At 63.9% G+C, this 25549-nt stretch carries 21 protein-coding genes and 1 tRNA gene; 13 read left to right on the plus strand and 9 right to left on the minus strand.

Going from position 1 to position 25549, the window contains the following annotated elements:
* Positions 1 to 222: 222 nt before the first annotated feature.
* The 3 genes from KF886_03245 (at position 223) to KF886_03255 (ending at position 5534) form a co-directional block, all read left to right on the plus strand.
* Positions 223 to 1173, plus strand: a complete 951-nt coding sequence (locus KF886_03245; GenBank protein MBX3176352.1) for a hypothetical protein — start codon at positions 223 to 225, stop codon at positions 1171 to 1173.
* Positions 1174 to 1868: 695 nt separating this feature from the next.
* Positions 1869 to 4718: a hypothetical protein gene (locus KF886_03250; GenBank protein MBX3176353.1), complete on the plus strand. Its 2850-nt coding sequence runs from the start codon at positions 1869 to 1871 to the stop codon at positions 4716 to 4718.
* A 264-nt stretch (positions 4719 to 4982) separates the two neighbouring features.
* Entirely contained in the window at positions 4983 to 5534 is a 552-nt protein-coding gene (locus tag KF886_03255) for a hypothetical protein (GenBank protein ID MBX3176354.1), read from the plus strand.
* A gap of 786 nt (positions 5535 to 6320) precedes the next feature.
* Here KF886_03255 and KF886_03260 read toward each other — a convergent pair.
* The 7 genes from KF886_03260 to KF886_03290 form a co-directional block, all read right to left on the minus strand.
* Positions 6321 to 6479 (minus strand): hypothetical protein, encoded by a 159-nt coding sequence (locus KF886_03260; GenBank protein ID MBX3176355.1) that lies wholly within the window; start codon positions 6477 to 6479, stop codon positions 6321 to 6323.
* On the minus strand, positions 6472 to 7620 hold the full coding sequence (locus tag KF886_03265) for an IS4 family transposase (GenBank protein MBX3176356.1): 1149 nt from the start codon (positions 7618 to 7620) through the stop codon (positions 6472 to 6474). Before KF886_03265 ends, KF886_03260 begins: the two co-directional genes overlap by 8 nt.
* A gap of 373 nt (positions 7621 to 7993) precedes the next feature.
* The gene (locus tag KF886_03270) at positions 7994 to 8656 is read right to left on the minus strand and encodes a hypothetical protein (protein ID MBX3176357.1); all 663 of its coding nucleotides are present in this window, start codon (positions 8654 to 8656) and stop codon (positions 7994 to 7996) included.
* Positions 8653 to 9495, minus strand: coding sequence for a tetratricopeptide repeat protein (locus KF886_03275; protein MBX3176358.1), 843 nt, complete (start codon positions 9493 to 9495; stop codon positions 8653 to 8655). Before KF886_03275 ends, KF886_03270 begins: the two co-directional genes overlap by 4 nt.
* 12 nt (positions 9496 to 9507) lie before the next feature.
* Entirely contained in the window at positions 9508 to 10602 is a 1095-nt protein-coding gene (gene aroB / locus KF886_03280) for a 3-dehydroquinate synthase (GenBank protein MBX3176359.1), read from the minus strand.
* 472 nt (positions 10603 to 11074) lie between these two features.
* Positions 11075 to 12109 carry a Gfo/Idh/MocA family oxidoreductase gene (locus KF886_03285; protein MBX3176360.1) on the minus strand — a complete coding sequence of 345 codons (1035 nt, stop codon included), beginning with the start codon at positions 12107 to 12109 and terminating at the stop codon, positions 11075 to 11077.
* A 143-nt stretch (positions 12110 to 12252) separates the two neighbouring features.
* Positions 12253 to 14301 (minus strand): sulfatase, encoded by a 2049-nt coding sequence (locus KF886_03290; GenBank protein ID MBX3176361.1) that lies wholly within the window; start codon positions 14299 to 14301, stop codon positions 12253 to 12255.
* 768 nt (positions 14302 to 15069) lie between these two features.
* Here KF886_03290 and KF886_03295 point away from each other — a divergent pair.
* The 10 genes from KF886_03295 to KF886_03340 all read left to right on the plus strand — a co-directional run bounded on the left by KF886_03295 (position 15070) and on the right by KF886_03340 (position 22871).
* Positions 15070 to 15147: transfer RNA gene (locus KF886_03295), tRNA-Pro, on the plus strand.
* Positions 15148 to 15758: 611 nt separating this feature from the next.
* Complete coding sequence (locus KF886_03300; GenBank protein ID MBX3176362.1) at positions 15759 to 16298, plus strand: Na+/H+ antiporter subunit E; 540 nt, start codon at positions 15759 to 15761, stop codon at positions 16296 to 16298.
* Positions 16298 to 16570, plus strand: coding sequence for a multiple resistance and pH regulation protein F (locus KF886_03305; protein ID MBX3176363.1), 273 nt, complete (start codon positions 16298 to 16300; stop codon positions 16568 to 16570). Before KF886_03300 ends, KF886_03305 begins: the two co-directional genes overlap by 1 nt.
* A 71-nt stretch (positions 16571 to 16641) precedes the next feature.
* Positions 16642 to 16869 (plus strand): monovalent cation/H(+) antiporter subunit G, encoded by a 228-nt coding sequence (locus KF886_03310; GenBank protein MBX3176364.1) that lies wholly within the window; start codon positions 16642 to 16644, stop codon positions 16867 to 16869.
* A 26-nt stretch (positions 16870 to 16895) separates the two neighbouring features.
* On the plus strand, positions 16896 to 17138 hold the full coding sequence (locus tag KF886_03315; GenBank protein MBX3176365.1) for a DUF4040 domain-containing protein: 243 nt from the start codon (positions 16896 to 16898) through the stop codon (positions 17136 to 17138).
* A 3-nt stretch (positions 17139 to 17141) separates the two neighbouring features.
* Positions 17142 to 17861, plus strand: a complete 720-nt coding sequence (locus KF886_03320) for a sodium:proton antiporter (GenBank protein ID MBX3176366.1) — start codon at positions 17142 to 17144, stop codon at positions 17859 to 17861.
* Positions 17858 to 18184 (plus strand): cation:proton antiporter subunit C, encoded by a 327-nt coding sequence (locus tag KF886_03325; GenBank protein ID MBX3176367.1) that lies wholly within the window; start codon positions 17858 to 17860, stop codon positions 18182 to 18184. The genes KF886_03320 and KF886_03325 overlap by 4 nt, the downstream gene beginning before the upstream one ends.
* Positions 18181 to 19629 (plus strand): oxidoreductase, encoded by a 1449-nt coding sequence (locus tag KF886_03330; protein ID MBX3176368.1) that lies wholly within the window; start codon positions 18181 to 18183, stop codon positions 19627 to 19629. Before KF886_03325 ends, KF886_03330 begins: the two co-directional genes overlap by 4 nt.
* Positions 19630 to 19656: 27 nt before the next feature.
* A complete protein-coding gene (locus tag KF886_03335; protein ID MBX3176369.1) occupies positions 19657 to 21138 on the plus strand; it encodes a monovalent cation/H+ antiporter subunit D family protein in 1482 nt (493 codons plus the stop codon).
* Positions 21135 to 22871 (plus strand): NADH dehydrogenase, encoded by a 1737-nt coding sequence (locus KF886_03340; GenBank protein MBX3176370.1) that lies wholly within the window; start codon positions 21135 to 21137, stop codon positions 22869 to 22871. Before KF886_03335 ends, KF886_03340 begins: the two co-directional genes overlap by 4 nt.
* Before the next feature lie 110 nt (positions 22872 to 22981).
* Here the strand turns inward: KF886_03340 and KF886_03345 are convergent, their stop codons facing one another.
* Both KF886_03345 and KF886_03350 read right to left on the minus strand, forming a co-directional pair.
* On the minus strand, positions 22982 to 24151 hold the full coding sequence (locus tag KF886_03345; protein MBX3176371.1) for a Gfo/Idh/MocA family oxidoreductase: 1170 nt from the start codon (positions 24149 to 24151) through the stop codon (positions 22982 to 22984).
* A 49-nt stretch (positions 24152 to 24200) separates the two neighbouring features.
* Positions 24201 to 25415 carry a hypothetical protein gene (locus tag KF886_03350; protein MBX3176372.1) on the minus strand — a complete coding sequence of 405 codons (1215 nt, stop codon included), beginning with the start codon at positions 25413 to 25415 and terminating at the stop codon, positions 24201 to 24203.
* Positions 25416 to 25549 lie beyond the last annotated feature (134 nt).

Raw genomic sequence — 25549 nt, forward strand, 5'->3', positions numbered from 1 at the left:
GCGCGGCGGGCTATTGACGGGCGGGCGCGCTTGTGTTAGGTTGCGGGCAGGGCGGTTTCCGGGAATGCGGCGGAGTGGTGAGAGAGGGTGTATCGATGGACAGCGTCGGGACGTTCGAAATGTCGGGGCGGGACGCGGGTTTTGTGGTGCGCTTCGGGCGAGAAGTGGCTTGTGGAAAGGCGATAAAGGCGGCTCATTCTTTTTTTCTGGTGAGGTATTCCTATGATTTTCGCGACTACTTTTGCGTTGCTGCTGAGTCTCGGCGCCGATATTGGTAGTGACGGTCCGCCGGGATATGTCCAGGTTTACGTTCGCACGGTTGACGAGAGCGCAGTAGACTCGCCCTTCGAGTACGCTCTGAAGCCGGGTCGGCCCGTGCATGGGACGTTGTGGGGTACAGAACAGCCTATGGGGAGCGGCACAATTACTTTTGACTATGCGCCTCCCGCGGCGTGGAACAAAGTCGAGGGCATTGACTTTGTAGACGTGAAGCATGATTCTATTGAGCAGACGATTTTCGTGCGATCCGAGGGATTCGAATTGAAATCTCTTGTGGTTCCTGGAGCAACCGCACAGGAAGGGCCGGCGGTCTTACCGCTTGAGCGTGTTGAAAGCATCACGGGCCGCGTTGTTGGGCCGGATGGCGAGGGTGTTTCGGATGCCCCCATCCTGATTGGGCGTCTCCCGATTGGAATCGGCGGCTGGGACACGGCCGGAGCGGCCGTTTGCTTCACAGACGGCGCCGGGCAATTTGTGCTAAAGACCTATCCCGCGAATATGCCGTTTCTGATAACTACGCATACGCCTACGTACGCCTGCGGGTATATGTATATCGATAAACCCGACCCTTCAACGATCTACGAGATCCGGCTTTGTGGCTCCGCGAGCCTTGCGGGAACGGTGGTGTTATCTCGGGGAAGTATAAAAAGCGCGGTCGTATGGATAGATGTATTGACATCGAAGGGCGAGCCTTACGTGACCTATATCGCGGACGCCAATCGCGCGACGGGCGAATTCCTGGTGCGGGATTTGCCACCCGGGGAAGCGAGACTCTCCACTTACGTCTTTATCCCGGCGTTTTTCTTTTGGGAGAAGAATTTCTCGCATCATGTTGCGGTCCAGCTTGAATGCGGAAAGACCAAATCGCTGGAAATTTCGGTAGACACCCGTTGATGGGTGGTAGTGGTGGTGGTGGTGTTGGTGGTGGTGTTGGCATGTCGGCCCCGGTGGGATTGCACGGGCAAGCCCTTGCGGGCTTGACCGTGGCACGCGTGGGGCGGTGGGGGCGTGGACGGGGTGACTCGGGCCGGGACGTACCCCCGCGTGGTGGCTTTTGTGGGTGGGGAAGGTGGTGTCCCCGTGTTCCCCGGGCGTTGCCCGGGGCTGGGAGCTGCACTGGCCCTTCGGGCCGAAATACCAGTCGATACGATTTCACCAACAGAGGCCTCTACCGGCATACATTGGCGGTTCCGGATAATTGGGACACGGAGAAACGGCTATGAAAAATCCCGTACGCTCCACCAGATGAGCCTGAATTTACGCTTCCGCGATACAGTGCCGCCATGTGCAAACTTGCGCGCATCGTGCTGTCCGGAGCGCCGAAACGGGGTGGGACACTCAGAATGTCCGGCTTCATAGGGGTGTGAGCCGCTCGTGTGTGGTGTTGATGGAGGTGGTGGGTTCGTGTTGCTCCAGGCACACGAAGGCGCTGGGGCGCCATCGCGTGGCACGCGTGGGGTGGTGGCACGCGTGAGGTGGTTGTGGCGAGGATGGGGTGACGCAGCCCGGTTTTGATACTGTATGGCGACTTCAATGCATGGCCCTATTCCTCCGGCCCGTGTTCCTGATTGATCTATGAGGCGCCTGACGTGAATACCTTGCGGAACCGATTCGTTTTTCTCTCCCTGCTCCTGACCGTTTCTATATTTTCCCAAGTGGGGTTCGCGGGGGTCGCGGTCCTGGAGAATCCGCTCCTTCGCTATGAAGTCACCGAGGCAGGGCGCAGCGCCGCGCTGATCGACGTGGCGAGCGGACGCAATTTGCTGGCCGGGGGCGGGGGATCGCCGGTGTGCACCGTCCAGAAGGGCGGCGCGACGTGGGAGTCTGTTTCGCTTTCGGCGCGCGACGGCCTGTGGCGCGTGGGCTTTGGCGATGCCGGGGTTACGGTGGTGCTTCGTCCCGAGGCGCACGCGACCCATGTGTCGGTGGAGGTCGTGTCCGTGGCGGGCGATGGGGTCGACCAGCTTAACTTCCTCCACCTGCCGCTGGCGGCGCGGGATGTCGGGGACGTGGCCGTGACGGCGCTGGCGTTGAACCTGCAGACCCGCGTGCCCGAGCTGCCGGGGCCCATGGCGGCGCCGCTGGCTTCGTGTTTCCCGCAGTTTGGGTTTGCGGGCGCGCGCGCGGCGTTGATTGCGGCGCCGCATGCGGCCCTGCGCGAGACCCTGCAGCGCGTCATCGAGGCGGAGGGCCTCCCCCACTCCAAGGCCGGCGGGCCGTGGGCGCTGGACGCCCCGATCACCCGCGGCTCCTACCTGATTGACACCGAGGGCGAAATCGGGGAGGACAACGTGGAGGCGTGGATCGCGCTGGCCCGCGCACTGGGCATGAAGCAGATCGATCTGCACACCGGCAAGTCCATGCGCTTTGGCGATCTGCGGCCCAATCCGGACCGCTACCCGAATGGCCTGGACGGCGTGAAGGCCGTGGTGGATAAGATGCGCGCGGCGGGGCTCTCGGCGGGGCTGCACACCTACGCGTTCTACTTCGCCAAGGACGCGCGCTGGGTGACGCCGACGCCGGACCCGCGCCTGGCGGTTGCGGAGGCGTTCACGCTCGACGCCGACATCGACGCGATGGCCGGGACCATCCCGGTGGCGGAGTCCACGGCGGGGGTATCGACGGTGACCGGCTTCCAAGTGCGCAACAGCGTGACGCTGCGGATCGGGGACGAGCTGATCGTCTTTTCCGGCGCGAACGTGGCGGCGCCCTTCGGCTTCACGCAATGCGAGCGGGGCGCGCTGGGGACCACGGCAACGGCCCACGCCCGCGGCGCGCGCGTGGAGCGGCTGAAGGAATGCTTCGGCCTGTTCGCGCCCGACGGCGACAGCACGCTGCTTGCCGAGGTCGCCGCGCGGACGGCGGAGGTCTACAACTACTGCGGTTTCGAGATGATCTACCTCGACGCGCTCGACGGCGCGGATCTCCTGGCGGGCGGGCTGAACGCCTGGCATTACGCGGGCAAGTTCGTGGAGGAATTAAACGCCCGGCTCGACCGGCCCGCGCTTTTCGAGATGAGCATGATGGATCACCACCAGTGGCGTTTCCGGTCGCGCATGGGCGCCTGGGACGTGCCGGCGCGCGGCATGCGGCGGCTTGCGGACATCCACGCGCGGGCGAATGAAGAGGCGGCCCGCGTGTTCATGCCGTCGAATCTGGGCTGGAGCGGCGTTTTCACGTGGCATCCCGTCCAGCCGGAGCGCACCTTCCCCGAGGATATCGAGCACCTGCTCGCGCGCGCGCTGGCGGCGGATTCGAGCCTCTCGCTGCTCGTGGGCTTTACGCCGGAATCGTGGGAGACCTCCGCCAACATTCGACGAATGGGCGGAATCATCCGGCGCTACGAGGACCTTCGGCTTTCGAATGCGATTCCGGCCGCGATTCGGGCGCAATTGCGGGAGTCGGGCGCTCCCTTTGTTATCGAACCGGATTCAACGGTCGCGCGGCCGCGCCACACGATGGCGCATACCGCCTGGTCCCCCGACTCCAGCACGTGGACCGTGGTCAATCCATACGCCGCGCAAGCGCCGCGGGTGCGCGTGGAGATGCTCGCGGGCCTGGCCCCGCGCGACGATGCGCGGGCGCAGGTGCTGGCCAGCGGGGCCATGCTGGATCAGTTCGGCGCGCCGCGGGCCGCCGAGGGCGTCACCGTGACGGTGGAAGCGGGCGAACCCGCGCCCGGTGAAACCGCGCCGGGCATTGCGCTGGCCGCGCGCAACGAAACCGCACCGCGGGCCGCTTCCTGGGGCGGCGTCGGGATGCGCTTCGATCCGCCGCGCAACCTGCACAACCACGGCTTCGGCCTCTGGGTGCGCGGCGATGGATCCGGCGCGGTGCTCTGCCTCCAATTGCAGGCGTCGGAGGCCGCCGCGAACGGGCGCGCGCAGTACTACGTGGACCTCGACTTCACCGGCTGGCGTTACGTCGAGCTCGTCGAGCCGGAATCCGCGCGCCTGGGCGACTTCGGCTGGCCGTTTTCGGCGCGACACGCGGACTGGACGGATGGCGTGCCCTTTATGGACGTGCTGCTGGATTACATCGTGTGGATGAACTACGGCCAGACCGCGCAATTGAACCTCTGGCTCAACAACGTCGCCCCGGGCGCCAGCGCGCGCTGTGAGATCGGGTCCATCGCGGCGCTGCCGGTGCGGGAGCTGACCGCCGATGACCTCGCGCTGGAGCGGAACGGGGCGCGGATCGTGATCCCGGGTGCGCTCCGCAGCGGCGACTACGTGGAACTGGCGCCCGGCGGGGAGGCGGCCATTTACGACGTCCAGGGAGAACTGCGCGCGCGCCACCCGCTGGACGCGACACCCGTGCTCGTACCGGGTGAGAACACGATCCGCCTGGAATCGCACACCCCGCTTCGCGTGCGGGTGACCCACAGCACCCTGGGCGATGCGATCATCGCGCCGCAGGGCAGGTTTCGGGCGGACTGACGCGCGCCGGGTGCGGGAGCCGTCTTCTCTGTTTGAGCTCCTGATCGATCTCTGTGGAGCGCAACAAGTTTTATTCATTTTTGACATCTTAGTTATCAAGATAGAAGAAACTGGATCCTTTCTATCCCATTTCCTGGGCGAAGTGGGCCAATAAACCGTTGTGAAATAGACATTTACAGCATCGTCAAAAAACTGGCGCCATGTATGCGTATTCACTCCTGACGGCTGCGATCCCGGATCGCGGGCCACGCAGGAGGAAATGGGATGAAACGGGGAAGTTTTCGCAGAGCACTACCATTGGCGTTGTTACTGATTGCCGTTCCGGCCCTGATCGCTGAGGCGAGTCCCATCCATCCGCTCACGGCGAATCACACGGACCTGGATCTTGGGCCGCTTTCGTCCTTGCCGCACGCGGCCCCGCAATTGGCGCTGGAGCGCCTGTTTCCGTCTTCGGCGGCCAGCGATTCGGCGCTTGCGTTTCCCCTCTACTCCGTGACCGGCAACCCCGCGCGCGCCCTGGAGCTGCCGGGCGTTTTTACGCGCCCGCCCCACGCCCACGCGCCGGGTCCCGGCCACGAGACGGAGCGTGTGCTTGAAATCCTGCGCGGGCTCGACGGGGAGCATAGCGCCGCGGGTGCACACGCGAAGACGCTTGGCGCGGGCGGCGCGATCGAACTCGGCATCGCCCCGCGTTACGCCGTGTCGAATAGCCTGCCGGATACGTCCAACCCGCTGATTCCGATACCCGAGCCCGCCAGCGTCACCCTCCTCGCGCTGGGAAGCGCCATGCTGATGCGCCGGAAGATTCACGTGTAAACCAGGTCACGATTTCCTATCCTGAGAGCCGGATTCGCCCCGCGACGGAACGCGGGGCGTTTCCATTTGTACTACTATCCGTCATTTTCTTTCTTTCTCAGCAAGTTCATTGGAGAATAAAGCGGTAATACATTCATACAAAACCGATCATGCAGCCGAAATGCGGGTTCGAAATTCGGCCCCATCTATCGTCGATGGCTTTAGAAATTGCCCCGAAGGGGCACGGCAGCTTCGAGCCCCGGGCAACGCCCGGGGTTAACGGAATAGGCTTCCTGTGAGCCCTGAAAGGGCGGCGGAGTTTATGCTCCCGCGCTGAACTGCGCTGCCCTTTCAGGGCGAATAAAAACTGCACCACGCTTCCCCTGGGCGTTGCCCAGGGCTCGAAGCTGCATTGGCCCTTCGGGCCGAAAGAACGGGAATACCGAGTTCATTACATTCATCATCGACGCGCCTTGAACCACCATACAATTCGCGTTCATCCGGTTTGAGCGTACGGGATTATTCACAGGCGTCTCTTCGTGCCCGAATTATCCGGAACCGCCAATGTATGCCGGTTGGAGCCTCTGTTGGCGAAATCGTTTCGACTGGTCTTTCGGCCCGAAGGGCCAGTGCAGCTCCCAGCCCCGGGCAACGCCCGGGGAACACGGGGACACCACCTTCCCCGCCCTGAAAGGGCAGCGCAGTGGTGAGCCAGCCCAGGGTTTCCGAAGTTCAACTGCGCTGCCCTTTCAGGGCGTATAAGAAACCCGCCGATCAAACCCCGGGCGTTGCCCCATAAGCGTTAACTTAAAAAGCTCCTTGCCCCAAGAGCGGTTTCAGCGCTTCGGTTTGGCGATTGCGCTTTCTGGGCGTATCGGAAAGCGCCTCAGTTATTGCGTACCAGTTGCTAAGAGCATCCCGCAGCCCGGCGGGCGGCAGTATGGCGTCTTTAATCTGCTCAAACATGTATTCGGTCTCCCGCCAGCGGCTTCTTCTCGATTCCAAGCAGGTATCCCCAGGGGGAAAAATCCTCACCGGCAGCGATGAGGGTCTCGGTAAGCGATGCGATGAAGAGTTTTCCCTGAAGCCAGGCGCGCGCGCCATCGGGCTCTTTTTTGGGGAGGTGGCCCAGATGGAGGATAGATTTGAGGCGCTTGAACACGAGCTCTATCTGCCATCGGCCCCTATAGAGCTCAAGAACTTGCGCGGCGGGGGCGGCGCGTTGCGGCAATGTCGTCAGGACAATGAAGTATCCTGCCGCTTCGAGCGCCTCGGGGCTGGCTTCGAAATTGCTTTTCTGGGCGGTCCGGAGAATTTTCTTTCGCGCGATTTCCGCCGCTGTCTCACTCTTCTTGACCGCGCATACACGCACTGGAATGGCCTCGTCGTTGTCATCCGCTGGCGGGATGCACCAATGCCATTCGCCTATGTCGCACGTATCCAGCGTCCGCAAGTGCGCCAACATATCGACGGGCGAACCCGCGCCGTTCGCCAGTGGGACATTCGAATAGGGGAGGCGTACGATCGCATCGCCCCCATGAGAAATCACATGCCTGATCCCTGGGCGATTGGCATAGACACGATCTCCAATGAGCACATCCCCCTGGGTTACCTCAAAGCGGCGGAATGTTTCGCCGCTGGACTTTTCAAAGATCCTCACATAGTCACACCGAAGCGTGGCCAGATCTATCGAGTAATGTATGCGCCAGCAGCTTCCCGTTTTGCCTGGCTCGCTGACGGTCGTACCATCCACCAACCGAATCCGGCGACCGGCAAGAAGTCCCTCCGGACATTCGCGACGGCACCACACTCCAAGAAGGGCCTCATTCATAAGGCGAAACCACTCTCCAGATTGCTTCAATCGCTTCCAAATAGCCACCGAGGAAACCGACGTAAGGCCAGCCTTCTCGGCTCGAAGGGCGGTATGCTTCAAAGACCTGCCCTCCACCAGGTAGACAAGTAACGTGCGCAGCAGGCACTCCGCATCGGGAAAGCCCCGCATACGAAGCAACGCTCCCGATTCACGACCCAAGCTCTCCCAGTTCTCCGGCAGAAAGCCCAGGAGCAATTTCCAGTTCGAAAGGTCATCATTTGGAAGCGATTCCATCGTAGCACTCCTTCCAGGATATCGGCCTGGAGGGAGTATAGCGGACGGCCCAAAATCGGGTCAAATTAAGTTAACGCTTATGGGGCGTTGCCCGGGGCTGAAAACTGCGTTGGCCCTTCGGGCCGAAAGAATGCGCTGGCATCCAGTTTTGCTGCCGAGTGTACCGTCTGCGCTACAGACAAGGTCCAGGGAATCTTCTATCAGCTCATAGCATCGCCGCCCTGAAATGAGAACCGGGCAATCGACTCATATCTGCCGTCATCGTTGCCGATATACCTTCAAACCGGATGAGCCACAATTCGCGTTCATTTGTGTTCATTCGCGGTTCAAATTCAACCGGTTGCGACCAGAGGCTACCCTGTGGAATCCGAGGCTATTCCGCGCTGTCGTCGGGCGGGTCGGTTTCGTTTTCCCGGGCGGGGAGATCGGTCTCGACGGGTGGGGCGGGCTCTCGGAGGAGGGGCTCGCTGGGGAAGGCGAATTCGAGTTGCTGGCGGCGGAGGAGGCCGTAGCGCTTGAGCAAGCGGAGGGTTTGCAAGGTCTGGGAGGGGGCGTAGTTGCCGTGGCTTCCGAGCTGCCAGGCGAGGGCGCCGAGCAGGGTTCCGAATTCGATGACGTGGCCGATGCCGAGGGCTTCGAGCAGGCTCAGGGCGCGCGCGCGCGGGGCGGCGGAGGCGGGTAGCTCGGAGATGACCAGGACGGTGGCGAAGGTGGCGGCTCCGAAGACGCCCCGGGCAAGATCGGCGACTTCGGCGGAGGCGACGTGGCCGAGGATCGGGCTGGACTCTATTACGGAGGGGTAGAACTTGTCGGCGTGCCAGGCGCGGACTTCGACGGCGGCGCGATCGATGAGGCGCGCGTCGGGCCCGTGGAGCAGGAAGGGCGGCGCTTCGCCGGTCCCCTCGCCGAGGCGCTCGACGAAGAGCAGGGATCCGGCTTCGCTCGCGCGTACGTCCAGGTGCGGCCAGTGGGTCAACACGCTGAAGCGGTTGATCTCGAAAAACTCCCGCACGAGCTGGATGTTGATCTCGCTCATGGCGCGGGCGCGTCTCCCGCCTCGCCGAGGAGTACGGCGGCGATCCGGCTCCTGGGCTTGATCTCGCGTATCTCCCGACCGAGCGCCCGGGCGTCGGCGAGGCGATCGAGGCGGAGCAGGCACATTCCGCGCTTCTCCAGGACGTCCGTGATGTCGAAATGTTCGCCGAAGGAGTAGTAGTGTGTGCGGTCGGCCATGCGGTTTTCGGCGGCCTGGTAGGCGTCGAGCGCGGCGGCGAAATTGAGGCGGGCGAACTGGAGTTCGCCCCGCAGGTAATACGGCTCGGGCTGGTCGGGATTACTTTCGGCGAGTTTTTCGAGCAACGCGCCGGCCTCGTCGAAGGCCTCCGCCGCCAGGACGGTATTCCCGGCGAGCCGGGCCGCGCGCGCCTGGAGGTAGAGCGTGGCGAAATTGGCGCCGCCGAGGTTCACCGCCTGGGTGGCCAGGGCGCAGGCGCGCGCCCAGTCGCCCTCGGCGAAGGCGCAGGCCGCGAGCCCCTGCATGGCGCGGGGATTCTCGGGTTTCTCCGCCGCCACGGCGTCGAAGGCCTCCGCGGCGCGCTTCGTGTTGCCGCCTTCGAGGAGCGCGAAGGCGAGATCGAGGCGGGGCGGGATCAGGTGGGGGCGCGCCTTGATCACGCGGTAGAAGCATTCCACGGCCTCCTGGAGCGCGCCCTGGCGAACCTTGCATCTCCCGAGCTGGTGGTAGCAGGCGACGTAGTAGGGGTCGAGCTGGAGCGCCTTCTCGAAATATTGCACCGCCTGCGCCACGTCGCCGCGCATGCTGGCGGTCACGCCTTCGTCGTAGTAGCTTTCCGCCGTCTCGCCGCCAAACACCATGGTCCGTTTTCCTTATGCGGGCGCGCGGCTCACGGCGTCGAGCGCCGCGCGCACCTGCGCCTCGGTTATGTCGGTTCGCTGCACCACATGGCCGATGCGATCCGCCACGATAAACTTGAGTGTGCCCGCGCGGACTTTCTTGTCCTTGCGCATCGCCTGGACGACGTCGTCGGCCGGGAGTTCCGGCCAGGCGACCGGCAGTCCGTAGGCCTCGAAGACCGCCCGCTGCCGCGCAACAAAGGCGTCGTCCACAAGCCCCAGCTCGCGGGAGAGGGCGCCGGCGGCCACCATGCCGATGGCGATCGCCTCGCCGTGAAGGAAGGTCTCGTAGCGGGTCACCGCCTCGATGGCGTGGCCGAAGGTATGGCCGTAGTTCAGGTTTGCGCGGGCGCCGTGTTCCTTTTCGTCCCCCGCGACGACCGCGGCCTTGATCTCGCAGGAGCGGAGAATCGGCACGGCGAGGGCTTCGGGGTCCATGGCGAGGATGGCGGCGGCATTTTGCTCCATGAAGGCGAAGAGGTCTTCGTCGGCAATGATGCCGTGCTTGATGGCCTCCGCCAGGCCGGCGCGTAGCTCGCGATCGGGCAGGGTCTGCAGCAGCGCCATGTCCACGAGCACGCCGAGCGGCTGGTGGAACGCGCCAATGGTGTTCTTGCCGAGCGGGTGGTTGACGCCGGTCTTGCCGCCAACGCTCGAGTCCACCTGGGCCACGATGGTCGTGGGGATTTGGATGAACGGAACGCCGCGCATGAAGGAGGCGGCCGCGTAGCCGGCGACATCGCCCACGACGCCGCCGCCGAGCGCGAGCACGAGGCTGGTGCGATCCAGACCGCCGGCGAGGAAGGTCCCGCAGATGGCTTCCACGGCGGCCATGCGCTTGTTCGGTTCGCCGGCGGGCATCGTGTGTACGTCCACCCCGTGACCGGCGTCCTCCAGCAGGGTGCGGACACGATCGGCGTAAAGCGGGCCGACATTGGAGTCGGTCACGATGCCCAGACGGCCCTTCACGCCGGTGCGCGCGACCATTTCCGGGAGGCGGTCGAGGATATCGCTTCCGATCAGGATCGGGTAGGCACGTTCGCCCAGTTCTACGTTGACCGTGCGCAGGGGCACGGCGGGATCGGCGTTGCTCATGGACTATTCCACCCTTCCGGATTCCCGGCGCGGGATTTGTTTTATCGTAACAGTTTGGCCGTCTGAAGTAGTCACCCTCGTCGCAGCCAACGGTGGCGGCTAACCGTGATCGAGCACCGTCATCCCCACGAAAGTGGGGATCCAGAGACCATGCAACGTTAACCTCGCAATCCCTCTGGATTCCCGCTTTCGCGGGAATGACAAATACATTTGGATTCCCGCCTTCGCGGAAATGACGAATACATCTGGATTCCCGCTTTCGCGGGAATGACGAATACATCTGGATTCCCGCCTTCGCGGAATTGACGAATACTTCTGGATTCCCGCTTTCGCGGGAATGACGAATACATCCAGTGTAAGTAAGGCATCTCGTATCGGCGAACGCCTTACTTCAGACGGCTAACGTGTTACGTTTTATCTTGACGAATTCGGCGGCGCGATCGGATCAGTACGCCACTTTCACGGTGCGCTTCGTATCCGCGGCCTTTTCGGCGGCCAGGATCACGGCGAGGCTCTTGAGACCCTCTTCGCCGGAGCAGAAGGGCTCTTCCTGGCCAAGGATGGCGCGCACGAAGGAACCGCCGATGTCGAGGCCCCACGAGTCCTCATAACGGATGGGTGCGGGGGGCAGATCGAACACGATCTCGCAGCGGGGATTGGTCATGCGCGCCACGAGCGGCTTGTCGGCGTGAAGCAGCACTTCGAGCGTGCCCTTCGTGCAGTGGATGATGGTGTAGTTCATCATGCCGCCCTGCAGGGTCCACGAGGCGGCCAGCGTGCCCATGCCGCCATCCTTGAAGGTGAAGGAGGAGACGAAGTTGTCCTCCACGTCGGTGCGCTTCTTCTCCAGGGTGCCGTAGAAGGCGCGGATCTCCTCCACTTCCTTTCCGGTGATAAAGCGGATGGCGTCGGCCTTGTGCACGCCCAGGTCGGCCATGGCTCCGAAGCGCGCGTCCTTCTTCTTGAAGAACCATTTCGCGTCGGGCGCCCAGTGTTCCGGGCCCTCGTGCCCGCACATGCCGGTCACGTGCAGCACCTCGCCGAGAAAACCGCTCTGGATGATCTCGCGCGCCTTCTTGTGGGCGGGGTAGTTGCGCATGCTCTGGTTCACGACGAGGAGCTTACCGGCCTTTTTCGATTCGGCGACCATTTTCTTCGCCTCGGCCAGGCTCATGGCCATGGGCTTTTCCACCATGACGTGCTTGCCGGCGCGGGCGGCCATGATGCTGCACTCGCCGTGGTATTTGTTGGGCATACAGACGGAGACGGCTTCGACCTCCGGATTTTTCAGCAGCTCCCGGTAGTCGGTGTAGATCTGGGCCTCGGGCGCGAAGCGCTCGGCCATGGCCGCGGCGCGCGGGCGGCTCGCATCGCAGAAGGCCACCAGGTCGGCCTGGCCGCAGGTGGCGTAGTCGGGGATGTGGAGGCGTTCGGCGATGGCGCCGCAGCCGATAATTCCTACTTTGACACGTTTGGACACAAAAGGACTCCTTCCAGGAAGTAATTGAACAGGCGCGCGCCGGGCAACTCAATCGGTCGAATTGGGCAGGCGTTCCCGGCGGCGGCAGCGAACCGGTATTGTAGTCGGGCGGGGGCCGGGAAGTAAACCGGCGCGCGGGACGGCTACAGGTAGCCCATGCCTTCGAGGCCCTGTTCGAGGTCGCGGTTGAACTCCGGCGCGGCGCCGTCCTCCCCGCCGAAAAAGGCGGGGAAACTGTCGAGCCAGGCGTCCAGCATGGCGTTGAGGCGATCGGCGGCGTCGGGCTGATCGCCGGCGATATTCCGCGTCTCCCCGGGGTCGTCCGCGAGGTTGTAAAGTTCAAGCGCCTCGCCGCCCAGCGTGCGGATGAGCTTGTAGTCGCCCTGGCGCACCATGATCTTCGGGTTATCGGCGCGGTTGGTCGTGCCCAGGGCGAAGATCGGTATGTCGGTCGGGAGCGCGGCCTCCCCGCGCAGCGCCGGGGCCAGGCTCGTTCCGCGCCACGCCGCCGACGGGTCCGCGCCCATGAGCTCGGCGAGGGTGGGCAGCAGGTGGATCGCGGAGACGGGCGCCGTCTCCACACCGGTAGCGACGCCGGGGCCCGCGACGATGAGCGGGACGCGGATCTGTTCCTCGTAGAGCGATTGGCCATGCCCCCACGCCCCGTGATCCCAGAGTTCCTCGCCGTGGTCGGAGGTGAAGCAGACATAGGTCTCCCCCCCCACGCCGGCGCGTTCCAGCGCATCCATCAGACGCCCAACAAAGGCGTCCACGTAGGTCACTTCGCCCTCGTAGAGCGACCGCACGTAATCACGGTGTTCCTCGTCCACGGCGAAGTTTTGCCCGAGGATGGGGATGCCCCATTCCTCGCCGCCGGCATAGGGATGGAAAAAGGGCCAGGGGCCTTCGGGCACGCGGCGCAGGCAGGCAGGCGGATCGTAGGGCGCGTGGGGATCGATATAGTGCACCCAGAGGTAGAACGGCTGATCGCGGTGGCGCCGGATGAAGGCCTGCGCGTAGCGGTCGAGTGCGATGGTGGTGTTGTGCGGGCGAATATCGGCGAGGGCGGGCAGCCAGGCGCGAACGAGTGCGCCCAGCAGCGGGGTCTGGCGCAGGTAGCCCTCTTCCGCCAGCAGGATCGGGTGGGAGCTGGCGTGCGCCTGGATTCCCGCCATCATGCCGGGGATGCTCGGGAGGAACGCATTGGCGGTGAAGGCGCCGGTCGCGTAACCGGCGGCGGAAAGCTGTTCCGCCAGCGCCGGAAACGAAGCATCCACCTCGTACTGGTTCATCTCCAGCGACCACTGACCGTGACCCGCGTTGGGCGTGAGGGTTTTTGGATACTGCGAGGAGAAGAGGCCCGTCATGGACGGCAGGGTCCAGGGCGCGAGGGCATAGTGCTGGTCGAAGCGCATGCCGCGGGCGGCCAGGCGTTCGAGCGCGGGCGTGGGCACGGGACCGCCATAGGCGCCGCAGTAGTCCGCCCGGAGCGTATCCGCTATGACGAAGACCAGGTTGGGGCGTTCCTCGTCCGCGGGCCGGTGCGGGGCGTAGGGCAGGATCGACGCGGCGAGCGGCGGGGTCATGATTAGAAGCAAGCCCGCCGCGAACGCGGCGCCCGCGCCGCGAATCCAGGCGGCGGCGGAAAGCACGCCGGCGGCGGAGAGCAACATGCCCGCCGGCATCAGGGTCACCCAGCGCGCGCGATCGGGGGCGTACAGGAAGTATTCGCCCGCCGCGATGAGCGCCGCGTTGGCCGCGAGCCAGCACAGGGCCATAAAGCCCGCGAACTGGCGCGACCTCCACCACCCGGAGCGCGGTCCCAGCCAGGCCGCGCCGCCCGCACCCGCGAGCACGCCGATCACCAGGGCGTCGTCCGCCGTGGGTGTGTGCTCCCGGTGTATGCTCAGCAGCGCCCAGACAATCACGCCCGCGAGGGACGGCGCGGCGGCCCTAAGCGCGCCGGGGCTCAAACCGACGCGGCGGAGCAACACGCTCGCAACGGCGGACAGGATCACCAGGGCGGCGGCATAGGCCAGAAAGACCACGGTGATGCCGGCTACGTCATGCGGCAGGATCCCGCTCCACTGCGACGCCCGGTGGGCCTTGAGCAGCTCCAGGAAAATAAAAAACAGCGCCAGCGCGCCCGCAAGCGCCGCCCGATCGCCGCGCCTGGGTGAGTTATTCCGCATCGGGGCCGAACCTCCTTGTGTCCAGTATTCTATCCCGCGCCACCCCGCCGAACGGAAGTGGCGATGCGGACTGCGCCGCGCTCGGAACCGCATTGCGACCGTCGCGCCATGCCCCTTTCAGGCTGGACGCGCAGCCGAACGCCCGCGCGACACCATACGCGGGCGCTCCCCAGGCGCGCAACAATCGCCCGAATTCCCCGGTACAGTCTTTCATGATGCATCGCATCGCTCGTTAAGGATGAAAAGCCGGTTGCTTTGCAACCGGTACACAGCCGGGACGGCTGTGCCACGTTCTTTGCGCGCTTCACCTTGGTTCCAGAGATTACCTTTGAAGGAAGGTGGCACAGGCGTCCCGTTTGTGTATTTTCGGAGCAGGCGCCCGGGATTACGGGGTGGCTGGGGCGCTTCTTCGGCTGGTGCGTCGGCTGCCTGGCCCGCGACGGGACAGCCGCGCCGGTTGTCCGTACTACGGCTTCGTTGAGCGCGCATTCTGACCCGCTCGGGCTGCGCGTACCCGAGGTGGTGGGGCGCCGCAGTCCCTGGGAGGCGTCACTTGTTGCGGATGAAAAGCCGGTTGCTTTGCAACCGGTACACAGCCGGGACGGCTGTGCCACGTTCTTTGCGCGCTCGTCTGTGTGTTTTCGTGGCAGCCTCGCACGCTCAAGCCTTCGCGGCGGAGCCGAGGAGCTTGAACGCCGGAGATCCGCCGCAGGAGGATGGCGCCGTTGGTTATAGCGAAATGCCCTGTGGTATACTTCGCGTTCCGGTCGGGGTGTAGCGCAGTCCGGTTAGCGCACCTGCTTTGGGAGCAGGGGGCCGTCAGTTCGAATCTGACCACCCCGACCATTTAGAGTCAACTTAAGCCAATGACTTACGTTATCGAGCCATTGGCTTTTCTGCTTCATCAACGCCAACACGGCGCGTGTGCCGGCGGAGCTGTGGAATGTCTCCGGGCGCTCCCTGCCGGACGCGGGATGCGGACCTGTGCAAGATTCGCGCGCCGCTTTGCGCAATCCGCTTGCGAATCGGCAGGCCCGTGAAGCAGCGAGAGTTTGACACTGGATTCGAGGGTCTGATACCGTCGAGAGCGTCCGCTGTGGCGCATGTGAATTGTTCTGGAGAGCCGGCATGGCCGTCTCATGGGCCGCTGGGGGAGGCCGGTTGCGCCACAGGCCGTGTTTGGCGTCCCCATCCGTCATACCTGAAACTTTCGGGTTGGGAACAGGGTCGCATTAGGCGATGTTAGCGCCTCTTGTTCGGTTCCAGTGCTCCTTACGATGATGGCCCGTTGTGGATCCTGGCCCCAACGCTTGATGGCCCGGGCGGCAAGACGCCAATCCGATATGACCCCTCTTGGTGTTGCACGTTGTTCCCGCCGTTGCGGTCGCTTGTGACGGCCGCGACGAAGCGTGGCGTTTCGGAGTCAGAAGAATGGGTAGCGCCAATGAATCGTTGCCATGAATAGCAATGCCGTCCCTCCGGTTTCCGGTGGCGGGAACTCGGTGAGCTTTCTATCCTTCGCCCTCGGGTTTCTTGTCTGGGGGACGGTCTGGATGGTTCTCACGGAGTGGAACGCGGGGTCTCTAGTGGTTGGCCTCCCGACGGCGGGCCTGGCGGGGTATCTTTATGCCCGTACGCGAGCCGGCAGGGTTGCGCTTCCCGCGCCAATCCCCCTGGCTCGCTTTCTGCCGTACTTTGTGTGGAAGTCCCTGCTTTCCGGCGTGGACATTGCCGTTCGCGTAATGTCGCCGCGAGTTCGTGTGGCTCCTGGTTTCTTTGTCCATGAGACTGCTTTGGAGCAGGCGGAAGCCCGCGTTTTTTTTGCCAACACGGTCAGTCTGATACCGGGCACGCTCAGCGTAATGTTTGAGGGGGACCGGCTACATGTCCATACCATCGATGTGCGGGAGCCGAACCAGGCGAACCTCCGCCAACTTGAACGGCAGGTAGCGGCGCTTTTCCGCGACGAGGGCCAACATGGGGAGTACTCCGCGTAGTGCAATCGGCAAGTCTGTTAATTGTATTGGTTTTGCTGATAAGCCTGGGGCTTGGTCTCACCCGGATCGCGCTCGGCCCGACGGTCGCCGATAGTCTCCTGGGGGTACAGTTCACTTCGACTATTGGAATCGCGTTACTCCCGCTTATTGGAATCATGTGGGGTGTTCCGGCCCTCGTGGATATCGCGTTGGTTCTCGCGGTTCTCGGGGTCCCGGCGACGCTCGCTTTCCTGCGGTACGACAGAAGACACAACGGCGGGGACGGCACGTGAGCGCGGCTGAATGGGTTTCCATTTCGCTGTGCGCGGTGGGCTCTTTCTTCTTCCTGGCCGGCAGCGTCGGGATGATGCGCCTTCCCGACGTGTTTCTGCGGATCCATGCCTCGGCCAAGGCGGACAATCTCGGTCTGGCGTTTGTGCTTGCGGGGGTGGCGATGGAGGCCGGATCGCTTTCGCTCGGCCTGAAACTGCTTCTGATCTGGGTTTTGCTGATTGTCTCGAGCGCGACCTCGTGCAATCTGATCGCGCAGAAGGCCATAGAAGAGAACAACCTACGGAGAAGACCGAAGTGACTACACTCCAGTTGATTTCGGATCTTATGCTTGCAGGCGGATTAATCGTGCTGGCCTGCGCCTCAATGCTTTGCAGGAACCTCACCCGCTGTGTCGTGCTGTTTATGTCGTTCGGGCTGCTGATGGCGTTCTCCTGGGCCCGGCTGGACGCGCCCGACATCGCCCTGGTCGAAGTCTGTATCGGCTCTGGGCTCACCGGGGCCCTCCTGCTTTCCACCATCAGCTTCCTTGATCGACCCGCGCGGCGGAACGAAGCCGGAGGGAACTGACGGATGCGCGATGAGGAAGTAGATGCGAAATGGCCGGCGCTGGCGCTCATCTGCATACTGCCATTGCTTGGATTGCTGATCGCTTCAGCGGCCGAAGTCGCGCACGCGCCCCGCGGTCTCGCCCGGGAAATCGCCGAGCATCTATCCGGCGCCGGGGTGGACAATCCGGTCACCGCGGTCTTGCTGAACTTTCGTAGCTTCGACACGTTACTGGAGGTTGCTGTTCTCCTGGTCGCGCTGCTCGGGATCGCGGTTGTGACGGGCGAAACGGCCGCTCCGCGCCCGGGCGCGCTGCCGCTCGATGACGTGATATTACGGGGCGTCGTGAGCCTGCTGGCGTCCGCCATCGCCGCCGTGGGCGGCTATCTGCTGTGGGTGGGCGGGCACGCCCCGGGAGGGGCGTTTCAGGCCGGGGCCTTGCTGGCTTCCGTATTCGTCCTGTTGTTGCTTTCCGGCCACGACGTCTGGAATATGTATTCTCCTCGCACGGAGCGCGTGTTCCTTACGGCGGGAATCGCGACGTTCCTGATAGTGGGGCTGTGGGTTTCCGCGGGCGATCGAAACTTCCTTGAATATCCCGGCGCCTGGGCGAAGGAGCTGATACTGGTGATTGAGGCGGCGTGCACCGTGTCCATTGGCGTGATGCTGTTCGGCATGTATCGTGGCGGCTTTCGCTCCGTTACAAGGCGGCGCAACCGCCGATCGGAGGGAATGGAAGGATGACCCATTCGGGCTTGTATGCCGTAACGGGCGTGATTCTTTTCGGCCTGGGGCTCTGGGGAGTGAGCGCGCTGGTAAACCCTATCCGCAAGGTAATCGGGCTGAACGTTATGAGTGTCGGAGTATTCTTGACCCTGGTCGCCTTCGGCTTCCGGGAGCCGCCGGCGCAAACGGATTCGGTGCCGCAGGCCATGGTGCTTACCGGCATTGTAGTATCGGTTAGCGCAACCGCGCTCGCGCTGGCGCTTGTGCGGAGGCAGGGGATCGACCTGCCGCATGCGCCCGACGCATGCGCCCATGGAGAACGAAAGCGCCCGGAACAATGACTGAAGTCTCTTTGCTCGCGCTTCTTGCCACACCGCTTCTGGCGGCCGTGGGGTGCATTCTGTTCGAACGAGGGTCAAGGGTCTTCGGCGTGGGGACGGGACTTGTCGAACTTCTCGCGCTGGCGTGCTTGATCGCGTCACAAATTGACGCGGCCCCCTTTGAATACCGGATAGCGGGCTGGCCGGCGCCCCTGGGAATTCAGTTCTATGTCGACGGCCTGAGCCTGCTGATGCTGGTGATGTCCGTGGCCGTCGGGCTCGGAATCGTGCTGTATGCCGGCGCCTATTTTCGCGGCGGTCACGGCGCGCCGGGGGGAAGCGGCCATTTCTATCCCCTTTTCTTGATCACCTGGAGCGCGCTTAATACCGTATTCGTATCCGGGGACTTGTTCAATTGGTATGTTACGCTTGAACTCTTGACGCTTTCCGCGGTCGGGCTCGTGGGCCTGTCAGGCGACGCCACGGGTACCCGGGCCGCACTGCGCTACCTGTTCGCGGCGCTGATTGCGTCGATGCTTTATTTGCTCGGGATTGGGATTCTTTATGGGCAGTATGGCGTCCTGGACTGGCGGGACATGGCGGCGGCGGCGGCGGCGGACGATGTTCCCACAACGGCCGGGGTGATGCTGATTACGACCGCTCTGGCGATCAAGACGGCGCTATTCCCGCTTCATTTCTGGCTCCCACAGGCGCACTCCGCGGCCCCCGCCCCGGTGAGCGCACTGCTCTCGGGGCTGGTGCTGAAGGCGTCCTTCTTTATTCAGCTTCGCATCTGGTCGCTTATCGTCCCGGGTCTGGACGAGCACGGTAAGGCGGCTCTGCTCCTGGCCTCTCTGGGCGCAATTGCGGTTATCTGGGGCTCGATGCAGGCCCTGCGCCAGAACCGGGCCAAGCTGATACTTGCCTACTCCAGCGTCGCGCAGGTCGGGTATTTCTTTTTCATCTACGCGATGGGGCCGGCGGGCGAAGCGCTGTTCGGGGGCCTGTATCTACTGCTGTCTCACGGCTTCGCCAAAGCGGGCGCATTCCTGGCGGTGGGCGCCCTTATGAAACGCGCCGGAAGCGACCTCGTCGGCGACTGGGGAGGGTTGGCCCGGCGTGAGCCGGTCCTTGTCCTGGCCCTTGCGCTGGCCGGAGTCAATTTGATGGGGCTGCCGCCCAGCGGCGGCTTTATCGGCAAGTTTGTGCTGCTTTCGGCCAGTTTTGAGCAGGGCCAGATCATTTTCGCGATTGTGCTGTTGGCCGGCGGTCTGGCGGCGTCCATCTATGTTTTCAAGATGGTCGGCGCGACGTTGCTCACAAGTGAATCGGAGGATAGCGCGCCCGAACCGGAACTCTCCCCGGCGCTTCGCTGGGTACCGCTCGGGCTTTCGACGGTTTCGATCCTTCTTTGCTTCACGCCCGGTTACTTTCTCCGACTACTGCAATCCGGTCTCGCGATCTAGCCTGGCGAGCCGGCAAGGGCATTCCACATGTTACTCGTCTTGACGATAGCGAGCTCCCTCCTGGGGGGGGCCGCGATTTTCCTCCTGGGAGAACACCGGGGCAGGTCGCGAACGTTCACCAACCTGGCGCTGGCCGTTTTCAAGGTCGCAATTATCCTGGTCATGCTCGTTGGCGCCGCGCGGGGCGAAACCTATGAGCTGCGCGTGAGCTTGTTGCCGGGACTCGATTTCGTGCTGGAGGCCGATGCGCTGGCATTCCTGTTTGCGACCTTGTCCGCGGTGCTCTGGTTCCTTACGACCATCTACGCTATTGGATACCTGGAGCACTCCCCGGGGCGAGCGCGGTTTTTCGGCTTTTTCGCCTGGTGTGTCTGCGCCACGACCGGGGTGGCCTTTGCCGGCAATCTGTTCACGTTTCTCGTTTTCTACGAAATGTTGACCCTGGCCACCTATCCACTTGTCGTCCATCGTGGTACGGAAAAAGCGATACAGGCGGGCAAAATCTATCTGGCGTACACCTTCATCGCGGGCGCGGTTCTTCTATTGGCAATCATATGGCTGCGAAGCATTGTGGGGCCCGTCGAATTCCACGAAGGGGGCGTTCTTAATGACTATGTTGATTCACATCGTCTGGAACTTCAACTGATTTTCGCGTTGCTGATTGCCGGGTTCGGCGTCAAGGCCGCCCTGTTTCCCCTCCATGGCTGGTTGCCTCAGGCCATGGTCGCGCCGGCCCCGGTCAGCGCGCTGCTGCATGCCGTTGCGGTGGTGAAGGCGGGAGGCTTCGGTATCGTCCGGACCGTATACGATGTTTACGGCATATCGACCGCGAACACGCTGGGCTTGCTTGCGCCGCTGTCCATTATCGCGAGCTTTACGATCATCTACGGATCGGCGCGCGCCGTGACACAAGACGACCTCAAGCGACGGCTGGCGTTTTCCACCGTGAGCCAGGTCTCGTATATCGCGCTCGGGGCCTCCATATTCGGCCCGGTGGCGACGGTTGGCGGCATCGTTCACATCGTTCATCAGGCCTTGATGAAGATCACTCTGTTTTTCGCGGCCGGCAATTTCGCCGAGACCCTTCATATTCACAAAGTTTCGGAAATGGCCGGGGTGGGCAGGCGCATGCCCTGGACCATGACGGCGTTCACGGTCGCCGCCCTCGGGATGATCGGGATGCCGCCCTTCGCCGGGTTTGTCACCAAGTGGTATCTGGCGCAAGGCGCCTTGTCGGCTGGCCAGGATTGGGTGATACTCGTCTTAATTACCAGCGCCATCCTGAATGCGGCCTATTTTCTGCCGATACTCTATACCGCGTGGTTCGAGAAACCGCTCGCGCATGCTTCGCACGAAGATCGGGGCGCCCACCGCTTCGAATGTCCGCTGAGCCTGCTTGCCCCGCCGTGTATCACCGCAGCGCTCGCGATCGCCGCGGGACTTTTCGCGGGGATGGAGTGGAGCCCGCTTGACTGGGCCAACTTCGTGATGGAACTGGAGTACGAATGATGGACCTACTTTTTCTGCAAGTCCTGTCGTTTTTGCTGGTTCTTGTGGGGCTGGTTTGGGCCATCTCGCCGCTGCGCCGGTTCGCCTGGCTTGTCAGTCTCGCGATTCCGTTGACGTGTATTGGCTGGACGTTCCTTTCTCCGGGGGAGATCACCCCGGCGCCCTGGTTTCTCATGGGCGCCCATTTCGGATTGGACGCCATCGGCCGCCCCCTCCTTGCGCTGACCGCGTCGATTTGGTTTGCGGCCGGGATTTACAGTCGGGGCTATCTCAAAAGCCAGCCGGATTCACGGTTTTATTGGTTCTTCTTCAGCCTCACGATGGCCGGTAATCTCGGCCTGCTTGCCGCGCTGGATGCGGGCAGCTACCTCACCTGGTACACGATGATGAGCGTTGCCGCCTACGGGCTCATAATCCATGATCGGAAGCCGGCGAGCATCCGGGCAGGCCGCGTTTATATGGCGTTGACCGTTCTTGGCGAGATGCTTATTTTCGCGGGCATCGCGTTTGCCGTCCGCGATAGCGCGTCGCTGCTCTTCGAAGATATTCGCCGCGGGGTTGCCGAGTCTCCCAATAAGACGCTTGTCGGCTTCCTCATCCTAACCGGATTCGGCATCAAGCTCGGTGTTATGCCGCTGCATTTCTGGCTACCCCTCGCCCACCCGGCCGCGCCCACGCCGGCAAGCGCCGTGCTGAGCGGTGTGATGATTAAGACGGGCCTCGTCGGCATGCTTCGGGTCCTGCCCTTCGGGGATGCCGGGTTCGAACTGCTCGGGCCAACCATGATCGTGGCGGGGCTCGGCACGGCATTCCTGGCCGCGATCTTCGGGACGACGCAGTCAAACATAAAGGCGGTTCTTGCCTACTCCAGCGTCAGCCAGATGGGGCTGGTCACGACGGCCGCTGGCGCGGCGCTACTGGAACCGGGGTTGTGGATCGCACTTGCGCCTGCCCTGTTGTGGTTCGTGCTGCACCATGCGGTAGCGAAGGTGGCCCTGTTCATGGGATGCGGTGTGGTCGGTTTTCCCGCTGGCTCGGCGGCGCGCCGCATCGCAATTACCGCGGGCCTGGGCCTGGCCGCGCTGTCCATTGCCGGCCTGCCCTTGACGACAGGCTTCGTCGCTAAGCAAGGGCTGAAGTCCGCGCTCGGCCAGTCCGCCTGGGGGAGTATTTTCGACACCCTCCTGCCCCTCACCGGCATTACCACGACGCTCTTGATGGCGCGTTTCCTCTACCTGGCTCGCCCGAAAAACTCGGATTCGCCCGATCGCCTCCCCTTCAGTATGCTGGCCACCTGGGGCATCCTCACCGCCGGAGCGGGCATAAACTGGATTTGGGCGCAGCCCGCCGGTATTGTTTCAAAGGACTGGCTCAAGTTCACGCCAACCTATGTCTGGACGGGGCTGTGGCCGATACTGGGCGCCGCTCTGCTGGCCGCCGCGCTCCTGCGCCTGTCTCCGGTCCGCAAACGGCTGTCACGCATCGAGGTCCCCCAGGGGGACCTGGTCGTCCCCATATCGTTCGCGGTCCGGGGCGTTTTGCGTGCGCTCGCGCAGGCGGGCCGCTGTTCTCAAGCGTGTTCAGCCTCAATGCGGCAACGTTTGTCGGGCCATATCCGTGATTGGCCCCGTTTACCGGCGTCCAGACTCGCGGCGTGGCTGGAATCGGAATACGCCTTGTTGCCGCTGCTCTGCGCCATCAGCCTCCTGATGGTGGCTATCCTTTTGGCCTGACGGGCCGTCGTCCGGGCGGGCGTTCAGAGGGCGAATCGGCACACGGCGGTGAGTCACCGGAGGGATCCGATCTGCCCTTTTCTTCGGGCGATCGCGGCCGATTCGCCGCGTTACGCCCAGTTCCGAAGGGGGTGAGTACGGTTTTCGAGGGGCATGGGGATCTGCGCGCCGGCGACATGGGATGCAAATACCGCCTGAATCATCTCTTGCACCGCGCGCCCGTCCTGAAGGCTGAGTTCCGGCCGGCGATCCGCCGCGATGGCCTCCAGCAGATCGTCGACGATGTAGCGGTAGCGGTTGTGCCCGCCCGTGTTTTCTGGCGCGGGGGCGCCGGGGAGCGGCAGCCACGCGGCGTCGGGAGCGGCGGCGTCCCACGTGGGGCTGTCGAGCCAGCGCGCTTCGAAGGTGGACCCGATCCGGATGGAAATGATTCCGCGGCTGCCGTGCAGATCGATGCCAAAGCGTCCGCCGGCGCCTTCGGGATGTCGCGCGGAATCGAAGTACCCCGCGCGCCCGCCGGGGAAGGCGAACATCGCGTGTATGGTGTCGCCGAGGATGGGGCCGAGCGGTTCGGTGGCTTCGCGCACATCCCCCGGGCCCGCGGAGGCGCCGCCGGCGGTGATCGAGGCGGCGCAGCGCAAGGGATCGGCCTCCATGAAGAAGCGCATGAGATCGAGTACGTGGCTGCCGAGTACGATAAGGTCCTCCCCGCCGGAGCGGCGATCTTCCTTCCCACGGGTGCGGGCCTCGATCAGCGTGCCGATGAGCCCGTCATCCACGGCCTGTTTTACGTGCTGGAGGATGGCCGAACCGCGCACGTTGAACGCGATGGACCACTTGAGGTTTCGCGCCTCGATCGCGCCGATCATTTCGTCGGCTTCCGCCAGATCGGTGCAGAGGGGCTTCTCCATGAAACCGTGCGCGCCCGCTTCAGCACAGGCGAGCAGGTAGTCCCGGTGGTGGATGGTCCAGCGCGGGCCGACGGCGACGAGGTCGGGCTTTTCTTTTTCGAGCATCTCGCGGTAGTCCGCATAGGTGCGCTCGGCGCCGGATTCCTCGGCATGTTTTGCACGGCCCGCCTCATCGGGGTCGGCCAGCCCGACCACGGCGATATTGTCGCGCCTGGAAAAGGCGAGGTGGAGACCGTGGCCGTAGCCGCCCTGGTTGCTGTCGCCGATGACGCAGGCGCGGAGTCTTTCCCCGGATTGGGCCCGCGCGGCGACGCCCGCCGGCAGGGCGAGCGCGGTTGAAAGCAGGAAAGCGCGTCGGTTCAGGTGCATGTCGGGTTCTCCCTCTGTGCCGGTAACGGTGGCGGTTTCGGCGGGCCGGTCAGGCGCGATGGCCGGCCGCCGCGCGATACATCGCAACGACCTTCTCGCCCGGGATTTCCGCCAGTATATTGTGAATGGCCGCGAAAACAAAGCCGCCGTCCTGGCGCATGTATTCCACCACTTCGGCGACCTCCCGCTGTACCTCCTCCATGGAGCCGAGCGGGAGGGTGCGCTGGGTCTGCACGCCCCCGCCCCAGAGCGCGATGCGCCCGCGGGCCTTGTCCTTCCAGGCACGGTAGCCGCTATCACCGGCGGGCCATTGCACGGGATTGAGGACGTCGAAGCCGCTCTCAATGAAATCGTCGATCAGATCGTATATCGCGCCGCAGGAGTGCATAAAGGTCTTCACGCCGGGCGCATGACGGCGGACGGTATCGGTGATCCGGCGGTAGTAGGGCTTGAACAGCGTCCGGTAGGTTTCGGGCGAGGCGATGCAGTGCGACTGCGTGCCCCAGTCGTCCGAGGCGATGTGGTAGAGGTCGATGTAGGGATGCACCGCGTCGAGGAGTTCCGCGGTCTGTTCGGTGATGATGGTCGTGACGGTCTCGTGCAGTTCCGCGACGAATTCGGGCTCGGTCATGCAGAGGAGCGGAAACTGCGCGATGCCGGTGTAGCTCCCGATGCCAAAGGGGCAGCCCAGGCCCCCGAAGAGAATGGCGCGGTCGGTGGATTCCCGCGCGCGCTGGCAGCGCTCCTTCACCGCGAGCAGGTCGGGCTTCCGGAGCCGGCCCCGATCCAGCGCCCCGGCCACCGCGCCGATGTCGGGCCGGGGAATGGCGCCGCTGAGCGATACGGGCTGCCCGCCGTGCGCCGCTTCGAAAACATGGGCCGCGGGCGGCATCGTCAGGTCTCCCTGCGCGATAACGCCGTCCGCGCGCACGGTAAAGCGCTCGGGCCACCGAACCCGCGCGTCCAGACGCCCATTGAAGTCGAACGGGCGCCACAGATCGTCCTGCGGGTAGACGTTGTTGATGTCGAGGCGCACGGTGGCGACGTCGCAATCGAGCGCGTCGAGCACATCGGGTTCCGGCAGGGCGAGCATCTGCGTGGTGTCGTGGACGCGGGGACGACGTGGCGGCAGGCCCAGGGCGGCGACCAGGTCTGGATACGCAAAACAACTGATTCCTGAAGAATCCATGCCGCCGAGATCGAGAGGAATCCGGTCGGTCTCCTGGAAATTCAGCGCCGCCATCACCCGTTCGCGTCGCGTCACGTCTTGCTTCCTCCCGTGGCCACGCGGTGTGTTGCGGGCCTGGCGCAAGTATAGCGGAGCGGGCGGTCTCCCGGGTAGGCGGCGATGCGCTGAAACGCCGATGGCGCGCCGAAGCGCGCCACCGGGCGGGAAAC

This window comes from Candidatus Hydrogenedentota bacterium (assembly GCA_019637335.1).
Taxonomy (GTDB): Bacteria; Hydrogenedentota; Hydrogenedentia; order Hydrogenedentales; family JAEUWI01; genus JAEUWI01.

Coding starts and splice junctions, on each gene's coding strand:
- KF886_03245 (MBX3176352.1), top strand. CDS start 223: ATGATTTTCGCGACTACTTTTGCGTTGCTGCTGAGTCTCGGCGCCGAT.
- KF886_03255 (MBX3176354.1), top strand. CDS start 4,983: ATGAAACGGGGAAGTTTTCGCAGAGCACTACCATTGGCGTTGTTACTG.
- KF886_03260 (MBX3176355.1), bottom strand. CDS start 6,479: ATGTTTGAGCAGATTAAAGACGCCATACTGCCGCCCGCCGGGCTGCGG.
- KF886_03265 (MBX3176356.1), bottom strand. CDS start 7,620: ATGGAATCGCTTCCAAATGATGACCTTTCGAACTGGAAATTGCTCCTG.
- KF886_03270 (MBX3176357.1), bottom strand. CDS start 8,656: ATGAGCGAGATCAACATCCAGCTCGTGCGGGAGTTTTTCGAGATCAAC.
- KF886_03275 (MBX3176358.1), bottom strand. CDS start 9,495: ATGGTGTTTGGCGGCGAGACGGCGGAAAGCTACTACGACGAAGGCGTG.
- KF886_03290 (MBX3176361.1), bottom strand. CDS start 14,301: ATGCGGAATAACTCACCCAGGCGCGGCGATCGGGCGGCGCTTGCGGGC.
- KF886_03300 (MBX3176362.1), top strand. CDS start 15,759: ATGAATAGCAATGCCGTCCCTCCGGTTTCCGGTGGCGGGAACTCGGTG.
- KF886_03310 (MBX3176364.1), top strand. CDS start 16,642: ATGATGCGCCTTCCCGACGTGTTTCTGCGGATCCATGCCTCGGCCAAG.
- KF886_03315 (MBX3176365.1), top strand. CDS start 16,896: ATGCTTGCAGGCGGATTAATCGTGCTGGCCTGCGCCTCAATGCTTTGC.
- KF886_03320 (MBX3176366.1), top strand. CDS start 17,142: ATGCGCGATGAGGAAGTAGATGCGAAATGGCCGGCGCTGGCGCTCATC.
- KF886_03325 (MBX3176367.1), top strand. CDS start 17,858: ATGACCCATTCGGGCTTGTATGCCGTAACGGGCGTGATTCTTTTCGGC.
- KF886_03330 (MBX3176368.1), top strand. CDS start 18,181: ATGACTGAAGTCTCTTTGCTCGCGCTTCTTGCCACACCGCTTCTGGCG.
- KF886_03335 (MBX3176369.1), top strand. CDS start 19,657: ATGTTACTCGTCTTGACGATAGCGAGCTCCCTCCTGGGGGGGGCCGCG.
- KF886_03340 (MBX3176370.1), top strand. CDS start 21,135: ATGATGGACCTACTTTTTCTGCAAGTCCTGTCGTTTTTGCTGGTTCTT.
- KF886_03345 (MBX3176371.1), bottom strand. CDS start 24,151: ATGCACCTGAACCGACGCGCTTTCCTGCTTTCAACCGCGCTCGCCCTG.